Source organism: Ruegeria sp. B11 (assembly GCF_056539785.1).
In genome coordinates, this window is record NZ_JBQFVO010000006.1 from 136563 (window position 1) to 155934 (window position 19372).

A 19372-nucleotide genomic window follows, 5' to 3' on the forward strand; every position below is an offset into this window, starting at 1 on the left:
ATCATGTCGGAACACGATAAGAAACTGAACGTCACACGCCGCGGACTGCTGGGTGCATCTGCAACCGGCGCCGTGTTGGCCGGAACCGGTCTGGGCAGCACCCTGATGACCGCGAAAGAGGCCAGCGCCGCCGCCAATGCCGCGCTGGAGCCCGGCGAGTTGGACGAATATTACGGCTTCTGGTCCTCGGGTCAGACCGGCGAGGTGCGTATCCTCGGCGTGCCGTCGATGCGCGAGTTGATGCGCATTCCGGTATTCAACCGCTGCTCGGCCACCGGCTGGGGCCAAACCAACGAGTCGCTGAAGATCCTGACCGAAGGGCTGCTACCCGAGACCAAGCAGTACCTGGCCGCCAATGGCAAAGTCACCTATGACAATGGCGACCTGCACCACCCGCACATGTCCTTCACCGATGGCACCTATGATGGCCGCTATTTGTTCATGAATGACAAGGCCAACACACGCGTCGCGCGCATCCGCTGCGACGTGATGAAATGCGACAAGATCATCGAAATCCCGAACGCGCATGACATCCACGGTCTGCGTCCGCAGAAATACCCGCGCACCGGTTACATTTTCGCCAATGGCGAACACGAGGCCCCGCTGGTCAATGATGGTGAGATCCTCGACGATCCGTCGCAATATGTGAACATCTTCACCGCCATTGATGGTGATACGATGGAGATCGCATGGCAGGTGATGGTGTCGGGCAACCTCGACAACACTGACTGCGACTATCAGGGCAAATACGCATTCTCGACCTCGTATAACTCGGAAATGGGTATGAACCTGGCCGAGATGACCGAGAATGAGCTGGACCACGTGGTCGTGTTCAACCTGAAAGGCATCGAAGACGCGATTGCTGCTGGCAACTATCAGGAGCTGAACGGCGTCAAGGTCGTGGACGGGCGCAAAGAGGCGGGCGGTAACCTGACCCGTTACATCCCGATCCCGAACTCGCCGCACGGAGTGAACGCAGCACCCGACAAGAAACACATCATGATCAACGGCAAGCTGTCCCCGACCGTATCCGTGATCGATGTGGAAAAGGTCGATGCGCTGTTTGCCGACAATGCCGATCCACGCTCGGCCATCGTGGCGGAACCGCAGCTGGGTCTTGGCCCGCTTCACACCGCGTTTGATGGCAAAGGCAACGCCTACACCACCCTGTTTCTGGACAGCCAGGTGGTGAAGTGGGACATCGCCAAGGCCATCGAAGCCTACAGTGGTGCGGATGTTGATCCGATCCTCGACAAAGTGGATGTGCATTATCAGCCGGGCCACAATTCGACCTCGATGGGCGAAACGGCTGAGGCTGATGGCAAGTGGCTGATTTCGATGAATAAGTTCTCGAAGGACCGCTTCCTGAACGTCGGGCCGCTGAAGCCGGAAAACGAGCAGTTGATCGACATCTCGGGTGATAAGATGAAGGTGGTCCATGACGGGCCGACCTTTGCGGAACCGCATGACTCGATCCTCGTGCACCGGTCCAAGGTGAACCCGGTCAATGTCTGGGATCGCAACGACCCGATGTGGGAAGATGCCCGCAAACAGGCCGAGGCTGATGGTGTCGATCTGGAAGAGGGTGCCGAGGAGCCGATCCGCGATGGCAACAAGGTGCGGGTCTACATGACCTCGACCGCGCCGGTGTTCAGCCTTGAGAAGTTCACCGTCAAACAGGGTGACGAGGTAACGTTGTATGTCACCAACCTGGATGACGTGGATGACGTGACCCACGGTTTGTGTCTGTCGAACTTCGGCATCGCGATGGAGGTTGCGCCGCAGGCCACCGCCTCGGTCACCTTCATTGCCGACCGTCCGGGCGTGCACTGGTTCTATTGCCAGTGGTTCTGCCACGCGCTGCACATGGAGATGCGCGGCCGGATGTTCGTTGAGCCGCGGAGCGCGTAACCATGCGTTGGTCCCTGCTCATACCGCTCCTGCTCGGCTCGCCCCTTTGGGCGGCGGATTGGGATGTGCCCAACCGGGCAGGGGCCATCAACGAGATACTGGCGCAGGCGGCGGATGGGGACACCCTCCGCCTGAGCCCCGGCGTTTACACAGAAACGCTGGTTCTGGACCGGCCCGTCACGATTGACGGGCTGGGACAGGCCACCATCGACGGACAAGGCGAAGGCAGCGTCATCACCGTGACCGGGCCGGGTGTGACCGTGCGCGGTCTGACGGTGATCGGATCGGGCTCGGACCATGACGGGATCGACAGCGGCATCCAGTTGACCAAGACGGCCCATGCGCCGGTGGTCGAAGACAATGTGCTTCTGGGCAATCTCTATGGCATCGACATCCATGGGGCCAAGGACAGTATCGTCCGGCGAAACCGGATTGAAGGGCGGCAAGACCAGCGCATGAACGAGCGTGGCAATGGCGTCTATGTCTGGAACGCGCCGGGTGCGGTGGTCGAGGATAATGACATCCGCTATGGCCGCGACGGGATTTTTGTAAACTCGTCGAAGAAGAACACCTTCACCGGTAACCTGTTCCGCGATCTACGTTTTGCCGTGCATTACATGTATGCCGACAATTCGGTGGTCAGCGACAACGTCTCGATCGGCAATGATCTGGGCTACGCGGTGATGTTCACGACCAATGTGACCGTGGCCAATAACGTCTCGATCGGCGACCGCGAACATGGCGTCATGCTGAACTATGCCAACAAAAGCACCATCACCGGAAACGTTGTGAAAGGTGCGAAAGAGAAATGCACCTTCCTCTATAACTCGAACAAGAACGAGTTCACCGATAACTGGTTTGAGGGATGCGGCATCGGCATCCACTTTGCCGCTGGCAGCGAGCGCAACCGCATCGTTGGCAATTCATTCATCGGGAACCGGACGCAGGTGAAATACGTCTCGACCAAATGGGTCGAGTGGTCCGAGGACGGGCGCGGCAACTACTGGTCCGATTTCGCCGCTTATGATGTGGATGGCAACGGCATTGCCGATGCCCCCTATCGCCCCAATGACAGTATGGACCATGTGCTGTGGACCCAACCCGCAGCCAAATTGTTGCTCGGCTCCCCTGCAGTGCAACTGGTGCGCTGGTCGCAATCGGCCTTCCCGGCGTTGTTGCCGGGGGGTGTGATGGACAGCAACCCATTGATGCAAGCCCCTGAACCCCCAGCTATGAAAAAGGTGCCTCATGACGGATAAGGCCCTGTCAATCGACCATGTTCTCAAGGACCGTGGAAAAACCCGCGTTCTTGACGATATCACCCTGTCTCTTGCCCCCGGTCAGCGCGTGGCGCTGCTGGGCCATAACGGTGCGGGCAAGTCGACCCTGATCAAATCCATCCTCGGCCTGACGCCGATCCATGGCGGCGCCATTCGGATCGGAGATGCCACCCCCGGCAGCGCGCAGGCGCGTCGCGAGACGGCCTATCTGCCCGAAGCGGTGTCGTTTCATCCCGCTTTGACAGGGCGCGAGCAGTTGACCCTGTTTGCGCAGCTTTCAGGCGCAAAGGCCGACGTGCTTGGCCTGTTGGAGCGCGTTGGTCTCAGCGACGCATTGGACCGTCGGATCGGCACCTATTCCAAAGGCATGCGGCAACGTTTGGGTCTGGCGCAGGTGCTGCTGGGTCAGCCGAAAGTGGCCTTGCTGGATGAGCCGACAAGCGGGCTGGACCCGATTTCTCGGCAGGACCTGTACGCCATCATCGACGAGCTGGCTGCCCAAGGCACAGCCGTTCTAATCGCCAGCCATGCGCTGACCGAGGTCGAGGCCCGTACTGATCGCATCGCCATCATGCGCAAGGGCCGGATGGTCGCTGATGACACCCTGAACAATTTGTCGGCTCTGGCCGGTCTGCCGATCCGCGTGAAGGTGCGCGCCAGTGCCAATCCTGATGTGCTGGCCGCCGAACTGGGTGGCAACCGGATCAATGGGGCATCCGTTGAATTGCTCTGCGCACCCGAAGACAAGATGGAGGCGCTGCGCCGGATCGCCGGATTGGGCGACGCTGTAGCGGATGTGGAAATGACCCCGCCCAAGCTGGAAGACCTCTATCGCCACTACGCACAGGAGGATTTGCAATGACCCGCTTCCTCGCCATCACCCGCACAGAAATGCTGATCCTGCGCCGCAACCGCTGGCTGTTGGTCGCCACGTTGATCATGGTTCTGTTCGCGCTGGCGCTGACCTTTGCAGGCAGCGCGCCAACCGGCACGCTGGGGGTCGACATGTTGACCGTTTCGGTGGCCTCGATGACCACGCTGTCGGTCTATCTTGCGCCGCTCTTGGCGCTGATGATCGCCTTTGACGCCATCGCGGGCGACGTGGATCGCGGCAGCCTGTCACTGCTGCTGTCTTACCCGGCCGGGCGCGGAGAAATCCTGTTGGGCAAATTCACCGCCCATCTCGCCGCGCTGGCCTTTGCCATGACCATCGGTTTCGGCACCGCTGGCGCAGTGGCCGCCTTCTTTGGCGGCGCGGGTCCGGAAAGCCTGATGGCTCTGGTCCGCCTGATCCTCACATCTATCCTGCTGGGCGCTGTCTTTCTGGCGCTTGGATACTTGCTGTCCGCCCTGGCAAAGGGGGCCACGGCGGCGGCAGGTTTGTCGGCCGGGCTCTGGCTGGTTTTTGTCGTCCTCTATGATCTGGGCCTGTTGGGGGCCGTCGTCATGGACAAGGGCGGCACCTTCACCCAATCCGTCTTTCCGTGGGTGATGGTGGCCAACCCGGCCGACGCATTCCGTTTGTGGAACATCGCCGCAACCGAGGGCGTCGCGATAGCCTCGGGCATGACCGGGGCGGCGCAAGCTCTGCCCGTTTGGGCCGCGCCTGCCTCGCTGCTGATCTGGCCGGTGCTGGGCTTTGCCCTTGCGCGTCTCGCATTTCGGAGAGTTGAGCCATGAGATACCTTGCCCTGATCGCTCTGGTCGCGTTGACGGCCTGCAAAGAAGAGGTGGCCGAGGCCCCCGACCCGGTTGATCTCACCCCGGATGCGCTGAGTTATTTCTGCCAGATGAACATCGCGGAACATGGCGGGCCCAAAGGGCAGATCCATCTGGAAGGCTATCCCGCGCCTTTGTTCTTTGCGCAGGTGCGCGACATGCTGGCCTATCTGAAAAGCCCCGAACGTGACGCCAAGATCACGGCCGCCTATGTCAGTGACATGAGCGTCGCGCCCAGCTGGCGGCAACCGGGGATTTCCAACTGGATCGCAGCCGATGGCGCGACCTTTGTCGTTGGCGCCGATGTGGCCGGCGGCATGGGTGCGCGCGAAGTCGTGCCCTTTGGCGACCCCGCCGCGGCAGAGGCGTTCATTGCCGAATATGGCGGCGCCGCCCTGCCACTGTCTGATATTCCCGATGCCGAAGTGCTGGGCCCCGTCGATTTGAACCTCGCGCTGGAGACGCCCGCATGACCCTTCTGACCCGCCGCCGTTTCCTGGCCATCTCAGCCGCCTGCGCCGCCGTACCCGCCGCTGCTGGCAACGTCGCCCAATGGCGCGGTATTGCGCTGGGCGCACCCGCCAGCCTGAGGCTGGAAGGCTCGACGGACGCACAGGCCGCGCCGATCTTTGCTGCGGTCGAGGCAGAGCTGAATCGGCTGGAGGATATATTCAGCCTCTACCGGACGCACTCGCAGATCAGTCAGCTTAACCGGATCGGCCACCTGGTCACCCCGGCGCCTGAGCTGCTGGAGGTGCTGAGCCTGTGTTCCACGCTTCACGACGCTTCGGGCGGGGTGTTTGATCCGACGATCCAGCCCCTGTGGCTAGCGCTCGCGAGTGGCGCGGCGGGGTCGCAAGTGGAACGTGCGCGCCAGACGATTGGTTGGGACAAGGTTCACGTAAGCGCCGGTGAGATCCGCCTGCCGCATCCCGGACGCTCGGCGATTACCCTGAACGGGATTGCTCAAGGTGCGATCACTGACCGGATTGCCGCTTTGATGCGATCCTTCGATCTGCGCGATGTGCTGGTGGATATGGGCGAGGTCGCCACCCTTGGCCAGCGGAGCAATGGCGAGCCGTGGCGCGTCGGGCTGGCCAAGCCCGACGGTGCTGTCGCTAAACGGATCACACTGCAGGACCGCGCCGTCGCAACCTCGGCCCCCGAAGGCACCATGCTGCAGGGCGATCAGGGGCATATCCTGAACCCGAAAGGGTTGGGTGCGCCCTATCAGGCTGTATCAATCTCAGCCTCGCAGGCAGCATTGGCAGACGGGCTCTCAACCGCCCTATGCCTGACCCCGCGTGCCAAAGCAAACGCGCTGATATCGCGTTTTCCGGGCGCGCGTGTCGAGATGAGTATCTGAGCGCGGGTAAAGCTTGTCGTAAGGGGATGGTGCCTCAAGAGGGACTCGAACCCCCGACCTTGTCCTTACGAAGGACCTGCTCTACCAGCTGAGCTATTGAGGCGATGCGGAAGCTCGTTTAACGGCAGCGCGCGGGTCATGCAAGCGTGGATTGCCGGGCCGTTGCGCGGTTGACCACTACGCATTCATCCCGCATCCTGACGCCAACATGATCCGCCCGGCGGGTTACGGTGGTTTATCAGATATTTGGCAAGGTCATTTGGATGTCCGGGAATTCGCAGAAGTCTTATGTTCTAGACACCCACCGGCTGCGCGACCCGGAAGAGACCCTGGCCATCGTCAAACCATTCCTCAAGCAGATGGGCATAACCCGGATCGCCAACCTGACGGGACTGGACCGGGTTGGATTGCCGACAGTGATGGTGACGCGGCCAAACTCGCGCTCGGTCGCGGTGTCGCTGGGCAAGGGGCTGTCGCTGAACGCAGCCCGGGCTTCGGGCGTGATGGAAGCGATTGAATCCTGGCACGCAGAGCGGATCGAACTGCCGCTACGGCTGTCCAGCTTTGCTGATCTGGCGGTGGAGTATGTGGTCGATGCCGACCGTCTGCCCAGCGTCACCGGCGGGCAGTTCGACCCTCATCAGGCGATACTGTGGGTGCTGGGGCGCGATCTGCCCTCGGGCCAGCCCTGCTGGGTGCCGTATGAGATGGTGGACACCGATTATACCACCTCGCCCGTGGCTGGGCAGCGGGCGTTTCCGCGAACGACAAACGGGCTGGCGTCCGGCAACAACCTGACCGAAGCCAGTTGCCACGCGATCTGCGAGTTGATCGAGCGTGACGCCACAACGCTGTGGCACCATCAGGGCGCAACCCCGCGTGTTAATCCCCGTACAGTGGACGACCCGCGTTGCCTTGAGGCGATGGAACAGATTTCTGCGGCGGGGCTTGATTTGGGAATCTGGGACACGACCTCGGACATAGGCATCGCCAGCTTTCGCTGCGCGATATGTGAGGGCGGAGGCACGACGGGCCATATCGGCATCGGCGACGGCTGCCACCCGGATCGCGCCATTGCCCTGCTGCGGGCGCTGACCGAGGCGGCGCAAACACGGTTGACCTATATCTCGGGCGCGCGGGATGATCTGGACCCGGAAGAGTTCTCGGACACTGCCCGGAACTGGCGCAGCGGATACATCCGCGAACTGATCGATGGCTCGGCGCCCATCGGTGATTTCACCGAATGCCCAACCTACGTGACCGGATCGTTCACGGATGACCTGTCTTTGTTGCTGGCGCGCCTGTCCGAGGCAGGCATTGATCAGGTGGTCACTGTTGATCTGTCGCGACCCGAAATTGACATCGCAGTGGTGCGCGCGGTGATACCGGGCTTGGAAGCGCCCCATGACGATCCCGACTTTGTCGCAGGCCCCCGTGCGCGAGCGGTGATGTCATGAGTGTGTTTGTTTTTGTCGGGCCGACGCTACGGGCCGAAGCCGTACGCGAACATCTGAACGCCACTATTCTACCCCCGGTTCAGCAGGGCGATGTGTATCGGGCAGTGGGGGAAAAGCCGCGTGCGATCGGGATTATAGACGGGTATTTCGACGGGGTGCCCTCGGTCTGGCACAAGGAAATCCTGTGGGCCTTGGAGCAAGGTATACCGGTCTTTGGCAGTGCCAGCATGGGTGCGCTGCGCGCGGCAGAGCTGGCGGATTTCGGGATGATCGGGATCGGCCAGATTTTTGAGGGTTACCTGAATGGTGCCATCGAAGATGATGACGAGGTGGCGGTGCTGCACGGCCCTGCCGAGCTTGGCTTTCCACCGCTGAGCGAGCCTATGGTCTCGATCCGCGCCACCATTGCGCAAGCCAAGACAGCGGGTGTGTTGTCGTCAGAGACGGGCGACGCGTTGCAGCAAAAGGCGAAAGACCTGCACTACCGTGACCGGGTTTGGGATCGCATCCTTGAGGGCGCTTCGGACCCGCAACCCTTTCAACGATGGTTGCCCGAGGGGCAGGTGGATGCGAAAGGGGATGACGCCCGCACGATGCTGGCTGAGATGGCCCGCTTTCTGAATGCTGGAACGAATGTGTCAGACGCACATCGCACCGAACGGACGCTGGTCTGGCGTGACCTCTGCGCCCGTGTGGATGGGGAAGCCGCACAACAGGATAGCGAGGCGCGGGCGCTAGTGGATGAGCTGCGGCTTGATCCGGTTCTCTACGCGCATCTACGTGATCGCGCAGCGTTAGGCTTGCTGTCCAAGGACGAGACCCGCCGACAGGGTTTGGAGCCGGATAAAAACGCCGTGGTCAAGCAAATGACCGAACATCGGCTGGAGGCCAGACTGCCCCGCCACGCGGATTTGCTTGAATGGCTGGAAGAAAATGACCTGACCCTTGTGCAGTACGAGGCGATGCTGGCCGACAAATCCCGTGTCGATATCGCAATCCAAACGCTGGCCGAGACAATGGATGCCGCTTTGCTGGCCGAGCTTCGACGCTCGGGCGACTACAGCGCGTTGCGCGACCGGGCCCAGCGCAAAGCGGCGTTGCCGCCGGACCAAAGCAACGCTGCAATTCGAACGCGCGCCTTGATCTGGTATTTTGAAACACGTCTTGACCAGAGGGTGCCGGATGATCTTGACTCCTACGCGATCGGGCTTGGCCTTGAGGGGCGCGATGCCTTGGTTGATTTGATTGCCGCCGAGTTCATGTTTTGCCAAGCTGGTGGCGATCCGGTTGACCAAGAGGCCGGATTGGCAGCCGGTCTGCACGCCGGCGGATAACGGGAGGGAAAATTGGCAATCTGGCCCGACTATTCAGAGAATGACCCCCCCGGCACGCGGTTCTTACTATATCCGCAATCGCCCTTTTTAGAGCCGAATTCCAAGCCCGAACTGGTCGAAATATCGGCCCCGCAAGGGACCATAGGCCCAGGCCCATCGGGCCCCCGCATGTATGCGATGTACCCGGTCGACAAAACGACCCCCTATGGCGCGATGATCGAGGGTGAAGACGGCCCCGAGATGTATCTGCCCGCCTGGGACGGCTATATCCTGCCGCCGCCCGAGCCCGATGAGTTTGGCAATTTCATCCATATCGATCCCGAGGACCCGGCCTTTGAAGCCGCCCATCTGTTCGGAGCGGCCCATTTCACCATGGATGTGTGGGAGGGCTATTTTAATCGCCCGATCCCCTGGCATTTCGCGCGTGATTTCGAGCGGCTTGAGCTATCGTTGCTGCCAAGTCTAGATAACGCGCATATCGGTTGGGGATTTCTGGAAACCGGTGGCACCCGCGATATCGGTGACGAATACCGCCCCTACAGCCTGAACTTCGATGTGGTCGCGCATGAGATCGGCCATGCCATCATCTACAGCGTGGTCGGCATGCCATCCGAAGAGGATGCGACCGGCGAATATTATGGGTTCCATGAATCGGCGGCCGATATGGTGGCGCTGTTGGCGTCGCTGCATTTCGGCTCGGTCGTGGATGAATTGCTGAAAAACACACGCGGCAACCTTTATACTTATAACCGGCTGAGCCGCTTTGCCGAGCTGTCGCAGAACTCGCAAATCCGGATCGCCGCCAATGACCGGACGCTTTCTGAATTCTCGCATGGATGGTCCAGCGAACACGCCCTGTCGGAACCACTGACCGGGGCGATGTTCGATATTCTGGTCGATATCTACCACGAACGACTGGTAGCACATGACGTGATCGACCCGGAGATGGAGGAGCTCTCGGACGAGTTGGAAGGGACCGACGAATACAATGCGATCATGCAGGACCTGTTCGACGAACATTACGCAGCCGACCCCGAAGGCTTTCGGGTTGCCCTGATCGAAGCGCGTGATTTGCTGGGGTCCTATCTTGCAGATGCGTGGGAGAAATTGGACCCCGATATGCTGAGCTACTTCGGCGTTGAACGCGCCTTGGTCATGGTCGATCACGAGGTCACCGGCGGCGCATTCCGGCAGATTATCGAAGGCAATTTCCGCATGCGCCACATCGGTTTGACAGCGCCCGGCCCCCGTTTGACCAAGCCCGACAGCACGAGCCATGCCGCGTCGGTTCGTACGCTGTCACCCGAGGTGAATGAACCTTAAAGTCTTTGTTTTTCCCCCGCTATTGTGGCAGGTTACGCGCACGGGGTGATAATAGTGACATTCAACGCGCACTGAATGCGCAAACCGGGACAGGCGAGGCAATCGGCAGCGTCGACCCCCGATAGGGAGAAAGTGATATGTCTGAGTCCTTACTCAGTTTTTCCGAGGTATTACTGTTTGGGCGAGAGTTAAGTGATTTAAAACTGAAACAACGCTCGGTCCGGTTGGCCGAAGAGGTTGAGGAAGACTACGACTTCAGTAAGAAATTCACCAAAATCGACGGCGTACATGTTCGGGAAGACGATCGTGTTCTGGTCCAGGTCGGGGATGCGGCAAACGAAAAGTCCGGCATCTACAAGGTCATCAAGGACGGCGACAAGTTCAAGTTCGACAAGCGGAAGAAGGTTCCGCACGACTCGTTTGTCTACATCCGTCGCGGACGTCAGTTCAAACATACCCACTGGCAGCAGATCGCGAACCGGCACTCGGAACAGCTGTTCATCGAACAGGATGGCCGCCGGAGGGGTCGCGGCGTCAATAATTTCATCGGGGACCAGTTCGGAGGCGATGCACGACTGGCCCGGATTTACGGCTTCGCCTATGACGGCACCTATTACGAGATGCCAGAACCCACGATCTTTCTGGTGCATGGCGAAGGCGAGAGCGCGACGGGTGGCAACCTGCCCCATGGCTTCAAGCTGCAGACCAGCAATGACGCTAACGCGCCGGACACCACACAACAGGCCGCACGCGCGCCGATGAACCCCTCGGTTTCGGGCGTCGCGGCAGCGGATTACCAGATGGCCAATGATATTCGCGTCTGGAACTACGATCAGGCCGATTACACCATCCGCATGGATATCGCAGCCGGTCAGATCGAAGACGTGCTGCTGGACGTCTATTTTGAGTATGACGCACCGATGATGTCCGGAGCCAAGGTCTCGGGCGCCAAGGTGAGCGGGGCCAAGGTCTCGGGCGCGAAGGTCAGCGGGGCCAAGGTGTCCGGTGCTAAGGTGTCAGGTGCCAAAGTCAGCGGCGCAAAGGCACGTGGTGAATAGGAAGGCTGAAATCATCCTGACCGATTGACGTTTGGTTTTATTCCAACGTCTGCTTTGGGTTGGCGGGCCATTTATGCCTGACCCGCCATCCCTTTCGAAGATCAGAACTTGCCGTTTTCGTGCGCCATTTCGGCTGGCGTAGGCGAAACGACGTCCCAATGTTCAACGATCTTTCCATCTTCGACTCGCCATAGGTCGAAGAAGGCCCAAGGGTTCCCGCTGACGGTGGCATCTGAGGCGACAAAGACAAAGTTGCCTTCGGCCACCACAATCTGCGGCTCGAATTTGGTGATCACATTCCCCTGCTCTGCCCAGGCTTTGGTGCCCTCGATCAGGCCATCGATCCCATCGGCAAGCATTGGATTGTGCTGCATATAGACCACGGAATACATCGGAGCTTTCTCGGGCGCGGCACCGCCCAGAACGTCACGCACAAACCCCAGAACCAGCGCCTTGTTTTCTTCTGTTTTCTCAAGATCGGTGATCTCGGTCGGCCCATCTGTCATGCCACGGCCCGACACTGTTGTTTCGGGAACGGGCTGCAAATTGTCCCAATGTTCAGCAACTTTGCCATTCTCGACGCGGAATATGTCAAAGGCGGCGAGGGTCGGTGCACCAAAAGCGTCCGCGTTGTCGAACGTGCTGTGCAATACAACCATATCGCCCTCGGTGATGACCCGGTGGGTAGTTGCAGTCATCCCGGATTGTTCGACCAAAGGGATCAGGCCGGCCAGGCCTTCGGCTCCGGTCGGGACTTGCGGGTTGTGCTGAATATAGTCCGGGGTAACGAGCTGTAGCGCTGCCTCCGGATCATGTTCAGCAAAGGCAGCCGTAAAAAGTGCGATTACAAGTTCTTTGGGGGACATGTTGATTTCCTGTGTTTCGTATCTACTGGATACGTGGTAGCAAATCCATACTACATTTCAATTACGTACTTTAAAATGACCTGGTATGCTTGAGGCTACTGCCTGAATTTTCAGGGAGTTGTACCGAAGCTAAGGTGACGCTATTGTGCGATTAAGTTTCGAAACAATACCAGAGACTGAGATGCTACCAATTGGTGTTGCCAACAAGGCAGAAGCTTCCAACTGCTCAATCCGTTCCGTACTGTCCAATGTGACGGGCAAATGGCGGATGATCATCATCCTTGCGCTGGAGGATGAGCCGAAACGCTTTGGCGATCTCAAGCGCTGTATCGGAGACATCACACAAAGTGTGTTGACCGAAAACCTGCGCGGGTTGCAACGCGATGGTTATTTGACCCGCACCGTCGATCCCGGACCGCCAGTGGCAGTGTCTTATGAATTGACACCTTTGGGCAGAAGCTTGCTTGAAATGCTGAAACCGCTTGTCTTCTGGTCGCATGAGCAGATGGATGAAGTCAGGCGACTACGCATGCAGTTCGACCGCGAACAGGCGAGTTGATTTTTATAGGCAAGATCGGGCAGCAGCTCAGAACCCGGCCTTTTTGAGCCCCTCGACAAAATGCTGCGTGTCGTCGGACAGGCGGTCTGGCTGAACCTTGGCCCAGCGCGACAATGAGAAATTGGGATGCGCTGCGCGGTGTTTGTCTGCGATTTGGCGGGCCATTTCCAGCTCGCCCTTATGGGCATAGCTGGCAGCCAGCACGCGCTGCCCCTCGGTCGGGTTGTTCATCTTGTTCACGCATGAGATCACGTCGTCATAGCGTTTGAGATTGTAATAGGCCCCGCCCAGATGCCACAGGTACTGATCGGGGAAATAGGGGTTCAGGCGCATCGCCTGCTGCAGATGTTTGATGGCGGTTTCGTTGTCGCCCCAATGGGCCAGCGCATCGGCGTAGTCCGAATGCATGTCCGCATCGTTGGGGTTAAGCTGCAGGGCGCGTTTGTAGGATTCGATCGCCGAGTCATGCTCTTTACGATAAAGCTGCACATAGCCCAGCTCTCCAAACCCGCGCGCGTCTGTGGGGTCAAGCTCCACCGCGCGCTGAGCCAGCGACAGGGCCTTGTCCAGCGCGCTGTTTGGGTCTTCGGTCCATGAATAGCGCCAATCGATGTTGAGCGTGCGTGACAGCGCCGCCGCGGCCCGTGCATACCCGCCGTCGCGCTCAAGCGCGGATTCGTAGCAATGCTGCGCCTTGCGGTTGTCGTTGCGGGTGTATTTGAAAATATGGTGCTGCCCCTGCAGAACCGAACCATAAGCCCGCAGGTCTGACGGGATTGCCTGCACCATGCGCAGCTTTTCATGCGACTCGATCATGACTGCAGTGGCGGCAACGATGCACTCGGTCACCTCATCCAGGATGTCGAAGATATCATCGAGCTTACGGTCGAACCGTTCACCCCAGATGGTGCGTTCGGTGTTGGCGTCGATTAGCTCGGCCGTGATCCGGATACGACTGGACGAGCGGCGCACACTGCCGCGCGCGATATAGCGCACGTTCAGACGCCGAGCGGCCTCCTGCGGCGACATCGACTGGGTCTTGAAGAAGAACGAGGAATTCCGGGCAATGATGAACAGGTTCCGGAACTTGGACAGGTTCATGATGATGTCGTCGGTCAGCCCTTCGGCGACCCAGCTGTCATCTTCATCCCCGCCTTGGCTAGTAAAGGGCAGCACCGCAACCGACGGGTTATCGGGCCTTTCAAGCACTTCCAGCTGCATCTCAGGACGTAGGGTTGCGGCCATTGTTGCACCCTCGACCTCGGTTCGGACACAGTAGGTCGCGACCGGAGACATAATGTTCTTGAGCTGCTTGGGACCGAGGAATTCATAGCCATAGCGCAGGCGGTTACGGATCTGTTCATAGACGGCTGCGCTGACATAAACCCGTTCTGGCTCGGCAATCTCCTGCAGGCGGGCAGCGATATTGACGTTGTCACCGTGGATGCCGCGTTCGTCCATCAGAACTTCGCCCATGTGAACGCCAGCGCGAAATTTGATGTTGTGCTCGTCATCCCGCGCCTGATTATGTTCCGCAGCGATCCGATGCAGTTCGATGCTGAACTCTACCGCACTGGTCGCCGTGTCGAATAAGGCAAGAATGCCGTCACCGCGCACTTCGATGATTTTGCCCTGATACTTTGAGCAAGCCGATTCAAGCTGCGAAAGCAAAGACTTCAACGCGTTATACGTATCCATCTCGTTCTCGCTCATCAGGCGGGAATAGCCGACAACGTCGGCAAAAAGCACCGCGCCTAGTTTCTGTTTTATTGATGCGTCCGAACCGGTCGTGTTCACTGGCAATACTCAATTGTGTTGTCATGTCGAATCCGACAGGACTGTTTTAGCAAAAAATGACTCAGAATACGTAACATTTTAGGTATCTGCACCGGAATCGGGGGGCCAAGACCACCCAGAGGCATCAAAACTGACCACTGTTTGGGTGCCTAACTCCTGCGCGAGCACCTCTCGACGCGCGATCCAGTCCTGCTTCAACATGCCGACGACAACCATGTCATGGAACTGCCCATCCGCGAACCAGGCCTGACGCATCGTGCCCTCGATCTCACAGCCGATTCGCTGGATCAGATCACGGCTGCTGTGATTGTCGGCCCGGTAATACGAGGTGATACGGTTCAGCCCCAATTGCCGGAATGCGAAATCCAGCATCAGCGCAACCGAACGCACCGCCACGCCATGTCGACGGATGGATTTGTCGACAAAAACCGGAACCACCGCATCCCTGTTGACGCTGGAAATTGCTTCAAGCCCGGTCATCCCCACCAGATCACCACTGTCAGATTCGATTGCGAACCAGCATTTGCAGCAGTCCTTTGAGGTGTTTATCGCGTCTTCCCAATATTGTTCGGTCTGTACCAGGTTCTGAGGAATGCGCGACGTTCGGTCGAACAGTGCCAGGTCATGGATATCCTGAAACCAGCGCGCAACTGTTCCCAGATCCGCCTTTTCCAGAGGGCGCAATCTGAACAACCGGGGTGAGCTATCGGGCAAGAGAAAATATCCTCCGAGTACAATTCTGAAAATCTATTCGCGGGATACTAGCACGAAAATTTCAGAAACAATAAGAGGTTGTTCACACAACGCAGCCGTAGGCCGCTACCCGCTGAACGGGTGCAGCCGACAAACTTGTAATGGGTGGCAGGTCGTAAAGAAGCGTTACGATCAATCAGCGGTTTTCAGCGCGAATAAGGAAGATGTTGCGCAGGTAGATGGACAGGCCCATCGACTGACCCAGAATAAAGACCGGGTCACGGCGATAGATCGCATAGCTCAGCAGGATAAGCCCGCCGCCGATCGAAAGGTACCAGAACGCCATCGGGATGACGGATTTCTTGGCGCGCTCGGACGTGATCCATTGCACGATAAACCGGGCGCTGAACATCAGCTGACCGGCCAGACCGATAAAGACCCAGAGCGCCTCGGTCGGGCTGTCGACGTGCAGGATTTCCAGAATGGTTTCTTTCATGACCGGGACGCCTCGGTTGCGGAAACGGATTTGGCGCGGCGGGTCAGCCAGACGACGCCGAACAGATCCCAGATGCCGACCATGGCCCGCCCGAAATTGGTGTATTTGGATTCGCCCGACAAACGCTGCTGATGCGCCACATCCACCAGCGCGATATTCCAGCCATAGGCCTTAAACAGGGCGGGCAGATAACGGTGCATATGATTGAAAAAGGGCAAATCAAGGAAAGCCTGCCGTCGGAACGCTTTGAAACCGCAGCCGGTGTCACGTGTGCCGTCTTTCAGCATCCAGCCCCGCAGTGCATTGGCAAAGCGCGAGGCAAGCTTCTTTGACGCAGTGTCTTGCCGGCCAACCCGTTGCCCCGCTACCAGGCCAATCGAGGCATCACCACCCGACACCAGCGGCGCCCAAATCTTTGGCAGTTCTTCCGGCGGGTTCTGTCCGTCGCCATCCAGCGTGCAGCAGATATCCGCGCGTGCTTCCTTGACGCCGGAATGCACGGCAGCACTTTGGCCACCGGCCGTTTTGTGCTGCAGGATGCGCAGTTGCGGACAGTCTTTCTGCATCTGTTGCAGCGCCGCAAAAGTGCCATCGGTCGATCCATCATCAACCGCGACAATCTCGAACGCGGGCAATTCGGCCGCAGCAGCGCAGATGCCCTGGATAAGACCAGGAACAGCCCCCTGTTCGTTATGCATGGGAATCACGATCGACACAGTGGGTCGATTGTCAGCGTTGGCATCATGATCAGCATGCATAGTGGATAGCTTTACTTGTTTCAGTCTCAGGGCTTTTGCGGGATCAACGGCGAAAATTCAAGTGGCCACCGCATCGCAGGCCAACATCTGCGCAACTTGTTGGGGCATTGTTCAGCGATGGGGCGGATTGCACCGTGTCTCCTATTCAGGGGCGGGCGTGACACCGGTTGCTGACCAATAGACCAAACCGTCAACCGCAGTTGGCTGCGTCTCGAGCCCGATCAGGTCAGGTGCCAGCTCAGACAACTCACCCTCCGAACAGAGCCCTCGCAGCGGGCCGGTGGTATAGCCGAACCTGTCGAGGTATTTGTGCAGCTCCAGCCGTCTGAGATAGACAAAGCGCCTACCGTTGGAAGCAAAGACCGATGCGGCCCCGGGCGGTACGCGCAACTTGCGGTCATAGGCGCAGAGCAGCAGGGTTTCATCCGGTTGCAGCATTGCACCCAAAGGGGTCAGAATCTCGGCCTCGGGCACGCCCAAACGCACGCGACCCTTGCCCAGATCGGTGGCATCGCGGTCATAGAACAGGCCGCCTGCAACAAAGACCAGACCCAGCGCGGCCACCATCCCGGCCCAGCGCAGGCGCTCGACCGAAAACAACAAACCGGTTGCCGCGACCATCAGCATCGGCAGGATCAGCAGGGTGTAGCGTGCATAAACCTTGCCGGCTGCGGCCCACATCATGATGACGAAGAACGCGGCTATCCCTGTTGCAGCAAGAAGTCTGGGCCGCTTTTGCAGAAATGGCAGAGCGCAGATGCCGACAAAACCCAGCAGCCGCAACCACGGCTCGCCCGAGATGATCAGATCATAGAGCTTCCCGAAGCCGCGATCGCTGAGCGATGGGCGAAAACGATCCAGCATCTCGCCTTTGATGTTGCCATCAAGCGAGTCGCCAAAGAGGAACCGAAGCTCTTGCAGGATCGGCCAGGCGAAGGCCAGCGGGATCGCAATCTTGAGTGTCCGGCGAAACGTTCTGTTCTGCCAGATCTCGCTGAACGGTTCCGTCTGCCATCTGTTGGTCAACTTCAGCGTCAGTAGTGCCAGCGCTAGAAAGGCCAGCGGGGTTGGGCTTTTCTGCAAGGCGGCCAACACCAGAGTTGCGCCGAAATAAGGCCAGTATTTCGGCTTTTCCAACGCTGCCAACAGGGCTGCAATTCCAAGGGTCGAAAAGAAAACCGCACCGGTATCAAGCATCGCGGATGTGGCGTGTTGCCAGAACTGAAGCGACGTGGCCACCAGCAGGACCGAAGGCAGCATGGCCCAGGGGCTGTCCGGGATCATCACCCGCGCCAGTACGGCCGTTGCCATCAGCGCGCCCAGCGCAAAGATCATCGACGGCAGGCGCAAGGCCAGAATATCAGATACGCCAAACTCCATCAGCAGCGCAGACATCCAATACTGCATGGGCGGTTTTTTCAGGCTGGGTTCGTTGTTGGAATAAACCGCCAGCCAGTCCCCATTGCGCGCAAAGCCTGTACTACGGTCATAAGTGTAGAATTCATCGTAGTGATAGATGTTCCCAACACCCAGATCAGTCAGATACCAGGACCAGACCAGGACCATCACCAATGCGGTGACGAAGTAAGGAAGCAGTCTTAGCCAATTTGGGGAGGTACCGGTCATGCTTTCCGTGGTCCTATCGCGTCATAGAAATATGTGGTGTTGATCCCGCCGGGCCTTGTTTGAAACTGCCGCGCGTCGCGCTCCCATTATTGCGTCGCCCGTCCAAGAGCAAGAAGTTTAGAAGGGCGACCGCGCTTGTCAGACTGCAGGCTCGGCCTCGTCGGGCAACATCAGACTCAGCTCACCCTCTTTGAAGCCATCGAAGGACAAGTCCCAGCTGGCACCGGGCCAAAGCAGTTGCAACTGCTTCTTCGCAGGCCGATAGACCGCAGTATAGAGCGTGCCGAAACCTGATCTGAAAGCCGTTGAATAAAGCGGCGGACGCAGGAACGCATCGATAAACCGCTTCTCGCTTTCCGGGTGCTGGTTGAGACGGTTGAGCAAGAACCTTTCGCGTTCCACGGTGGCCGTAAAGCGCGCATGGGTGGACCATTCGACATGGCCCTGATGGTTTGTCGCGACCGGCTGGTCCGAGATTTGCGGGTGCCGGTCCGGGGCAAGGTACACCGTGCTGTGATTGTGTTTCGCATCCAGAACGGTGACGTTATAGCTCATATGACAAGGGATGCGGCACAGGCAGTCAACCGCTTGCGCAGTGGTCTCGCAGGTTTGAAGGACATAGCGCAGGATCAGCGGCACGCCAAAGCCGTCGCCGACCTCGCGCCGCCCGCCAAAGGTGAGCGAGACCGTCAGACCGGCATCGTTGATGCCATCAAGCAGACCCAGAACGCCGTCGCTCATCCCGATGATCCCGCGCCCGTCCCAGCGGGTTTTCAGCAGAGCGGCGTCAAAGGTTTTTGGATGGTAGTCGTAATTGCGCACCAGAAACGGTGTCTTGCCACGCCAAATCGCCTGGCTGCAGCCCGAAAGATATTTCGGCGGGCAGTAAAAGCTGAGAAACCGCGCCTGGCTGTCGCTGCCGCCGACCAATTCGACGATCTCTTCATAAAGCGGCAGAATCTCGGGCATGTGCTTTTGCAAGGCGCGGAGGCATTCGCGATAGGTGGGGCGGGCCGAATATCCCTCTTGCGCCCACCATTTGCGGTAGGCGGGCCAGTATTCGGCAAACAGCCCGGCCAGCTTGGGACCGGGCTGTTCCTCGTCGATTGAGCGAAAAACAAGCGCCATG

General features: G+C 59.0%; 18 protein-coding genes and 1 tRNA gene. 11 read left to right on the forward strand and 8 right to left on the reverse strand.

Features of this window, described 5'->3' with window-relative positions; all coding sequences use genetic code 11:
- Positions 1 to 3 precede the first annotated feature (3 nt).
- Genes nosZ through ACR0I1_RS18000 form a run of 6 tightly spaced genes read left to right on the forward strand, consistent with a single transcriptional unit; the run spans position 4 to position 6276 of the window.
- The gene (gene nosZ / locus ACR0I1_RS17975) at positions 4 to 1911 is read left to right on the forward strand and encodes a TAT-dependent nitrous-oxide reductase (RefSeq protein WP_480571929.1); all 1908 of its coding nucleotides are present in this window, start codon (positions 4 to 6) and stop codon (positions 1909 to 1911) included.
- A 2-nt stretch (positions 1912 to 1913) separates the two neighbouring features.
- Positions 1914 to 3170: a nitrous oxide reductase family maturation protein NosD gene (locus tag ACR0I1_RS17980; RefSeq protein ID WP_480707454.1), complete on the forward strand. Its 1257-nt coding sequence runs from the start codon at positions 1914 to 1916 to the stop codon at positions 3168 to 3170.
- Positions 3160 to 4053: an ABC transporter ATP-binding protein gene (locus tag ACR0I1_RS17985; RefSeq protein ID WP_480707455.1), complete on the forward strand. Its 894-nt coding sequence runs from the start codon at positions 3160 to 3162 to the stop codon at positions 4051 to 4053. The genes ACR0I1_RS17980 and ACR0I1_RS17985 overlap by 11 nt, the downstream gene beginning before the upstream one ends.
- Positions 4050 to 4871 carry an ABC transporter permease gene (locus tag ACR0I1_RS17990; protein WP_170408066.1) on the forward strand — a complete coding sequence of 274 codons (822 nt, stop codon included), beginning with the start codon at positions 4050 to 4052 and terminating at the stop codon, positions 4869 to 4871. Before ACR0I1_RS17985 ends, ACR0I1_RS17990 begins: the two co-directional genes overlap by 4 nt.
- Complete coding sequence (locus tag ACR0I1_RS17995; protein ID WP_170648283.1) at positions 4868 to 5383, forward strand: nitrous oxide reductase accessory protein NosL; 516 nt, start codon at positions 4868 to 4870, stop codon at positions 5381 to 5383. The genes ACR0I1_RS17990 and ACR0I1_RS17995 overlap by 4 nt, the downstream gene beginning before the upstream one ends.
- Positions 5380 to 6276 carry an FAD:protein FMN transferase gene (locus ACR0I1_RS18000; protein ID WP_480707456.1) on the forward strand — a complete coding sequence of 299 codons (897 nt, stop codon included), beginning with the start codon at positions 5380 to 5382 and terminating at the stop codon, positions 6274 to 6276. The genes ACR0I1_RS17995 and ACR0I1_RS18000 overlap by 4 nt, the downstream gene beginning before the upstream one ends.
- 27 nt (positions 6277 to 6303) lie before the next feature.
- Here ACR0I1_RS18000 and ACR0I1_RS18005 read toward each other — a convergent pair.
- Positions 6304 to 6379: transfer RNA gene (locus tag ACR0I1_RS18005), tRNA-Thr, on the reverse strand.
- A gap of 160 nt (positions 6380 to 6539) precedes the next feature.
- Between ACR0I1_RS18005 and ACR0I1_RS18010 the strand changes: the two genes are divergently transcribed.
- The 4 genes from ACR0I1_RS18010 to ACR0I1_RS18025 all read left to right on the forward strand — a co-directional run bounded on the left by ACR0I1_RS18010 (position 6540) and on the right by ACR0I1_RS18025 (position 11448).
- Complete coding sequence (locus ACR0I1_RS18010; RefSeq protein ID WP_480707457.1) at positions 6540 to 7733, forward strand: YcaO-like family protein; 1194 nt, start codon at positions 6540 to 6542, stop codon at positions 7731 to 7733.
- Positions 7730 to 9067, forward strand: a complete 1338-nt coding sequence (locus ACR0I1_RS18015) for a TfuA-like protein (RefSeq protein ID WP_480707458.1) — start codon at positions 7730 to 7732, stop codon at positions 9065 to 9067. The genes ACR0I1_RS18010 and ACR0I1_RS18015 overlap by 4 nt, the downstream gene beginning before the upstream one ends.
- Before the next feature lie 12 nt (positions 9068 to 9079).
- Positions 9080 to 10390, forward strand: a complete 1311-nt coding sequence (locus ACR0I1_RS18020; protein ID WP_480707459.1) for a gluzincin family metallopeptidase — start codon at positions 9080 to 9082, stop codon at positions 10388 to 10390.
- 137 nt (positions 10391 to 10527) lie between these two features.
- The gene (locus tag ACR0I1_RS18025) at positions 10528 to 11448 is read left to right on the forward strand and encodes a pentapeptide repeat-containing protein (RefSeq protein ID WP_170397991.1); all 921 of its coding nucleotides are present in this window, start codon (positions 10528 to 10530) and stop codon (positions 11446 to 11448) included.
- A 101-nt stretch (positions 11449 to 11549) separates the two neighbouring features.
- Here the strand turns inward: ACR0I1_RS18025 and ACR0I1_RS18030 are convergent, their stop codons facing one another.
- The gene (locus tag ACR0I1_RS18030; RefSeq protein ID WP_480707460.1) at positions 11550 to 12314 is read right to left on the reverse strand and encodes a nuclear transport factor 2 family protein; all 765 of its coding nucleotides are present in this window, start codon (positions 12312 to 12314) and stop codon (positions 11550 to 11552) included.
- A 181-nt stretch (positions 12315 to 12495) separates the two neighbouring features.
- Here ACR0I1_RS18030 and ACR0I1_RS18035 point away from each other — a divergent pair, with 181 nt between their 5' ends.
- Entirely contained in the window at positions 12496 to 12873 is a 378-nt protein-coding gene (locus ACR0I1_RS18035; protein WP_170397987.1) for a winged helix-turn-helix transcriptional regulator, read from the forward strand.
- Positions 12874 to 12900: 27 nt separating this feature from the next.
- On the opposite strand, the gene ACR0I1_RS18040 is transcribed toward ACR0I1_RS18035, so the two are convergent.
- From ACR0I1_RS18040 to ACR0I1_RS18065, 6 genes are all read right to left on the reverse strand, one after another.
- Positions 12901 to 14670 carry an adenylate/guanylate cyclase domain-containing protein gene (locus tag ACR0I1_RS18040; protein ID WP_170407986.1) on the reverse strand — a complete coding sequence of 590 codons (1770 nt, stop codon included), beginning with the start codon at positions 14668 to 14670 and terminating at the stop codon, positions 12901 to 12903.
- 78 nt (positions 14671 to 14748) lie between these two features.
- Positions 14749 to 15384 (reverse strand): GNAT family N-acetyltransferase, encoded by a 636-nt coding sequence (locus ACR0I1_RS18045; RefSeq protein ID WP_170425435.1) that lies wholly within the window; start codon positions 15382 to 15384, stop codon positions 14749 to 14751.
- 175 nt (positions 15385 to 15559) lie between these two features.
- Entirely contained in the window at positions 15560 to 15859 is a 300-nt protein-coding gene (locus ACR0I1_RS18050; protein WP_039542759.1) for a lipid-A-disaccharide synthase N-terminal domain-containing protein, read from the reverse strand.
- Positions 15856 to 16617 (reverse strand): glycosyltransferase family 2 protein, encoded by a 762-nt coding sequence (locus ACR0I1_RS18055; protein WP_170514273.1) that lies wholly within the window; start codon positions 16615 to 16617, stop codon positions 15856 to 15858. Before ACR0I1_RS18055 ends, ACR0I1_RS18050 begins: the two co-directional genes overlap by 4 nt.
- Positions 16618 to 16758: 141 nt before the next feature.
- Complete coding sequence (locus ACR0I1_RS18060; RefSeq protein ID WP_480707461.1) at positions 16759 to 18243, reverse strand: ArnT family glycosyltransferase; 1485 nt, start codon at positions 18241 to 18243, stop codon at positions 16759 to 16761.
- 138 nt (positions 18244 to 18381) lie between these two features.
- Positions 18382 to 19371 carry a C45 family autoproteolytic acyltransferase/hydrolase gene (locus tag ACR0I1_RS18065; RefSeq protein WP_170425427.1) on the reverse strand — a complete coding sequence of 330 codons (990 nt, stop codon included), beginning with the start codon at positions 19369 to 19371 and terminating at the stop codon, positions 18382 to 18384.
- Position 19372: the final 1 nt, after the last annotated feature.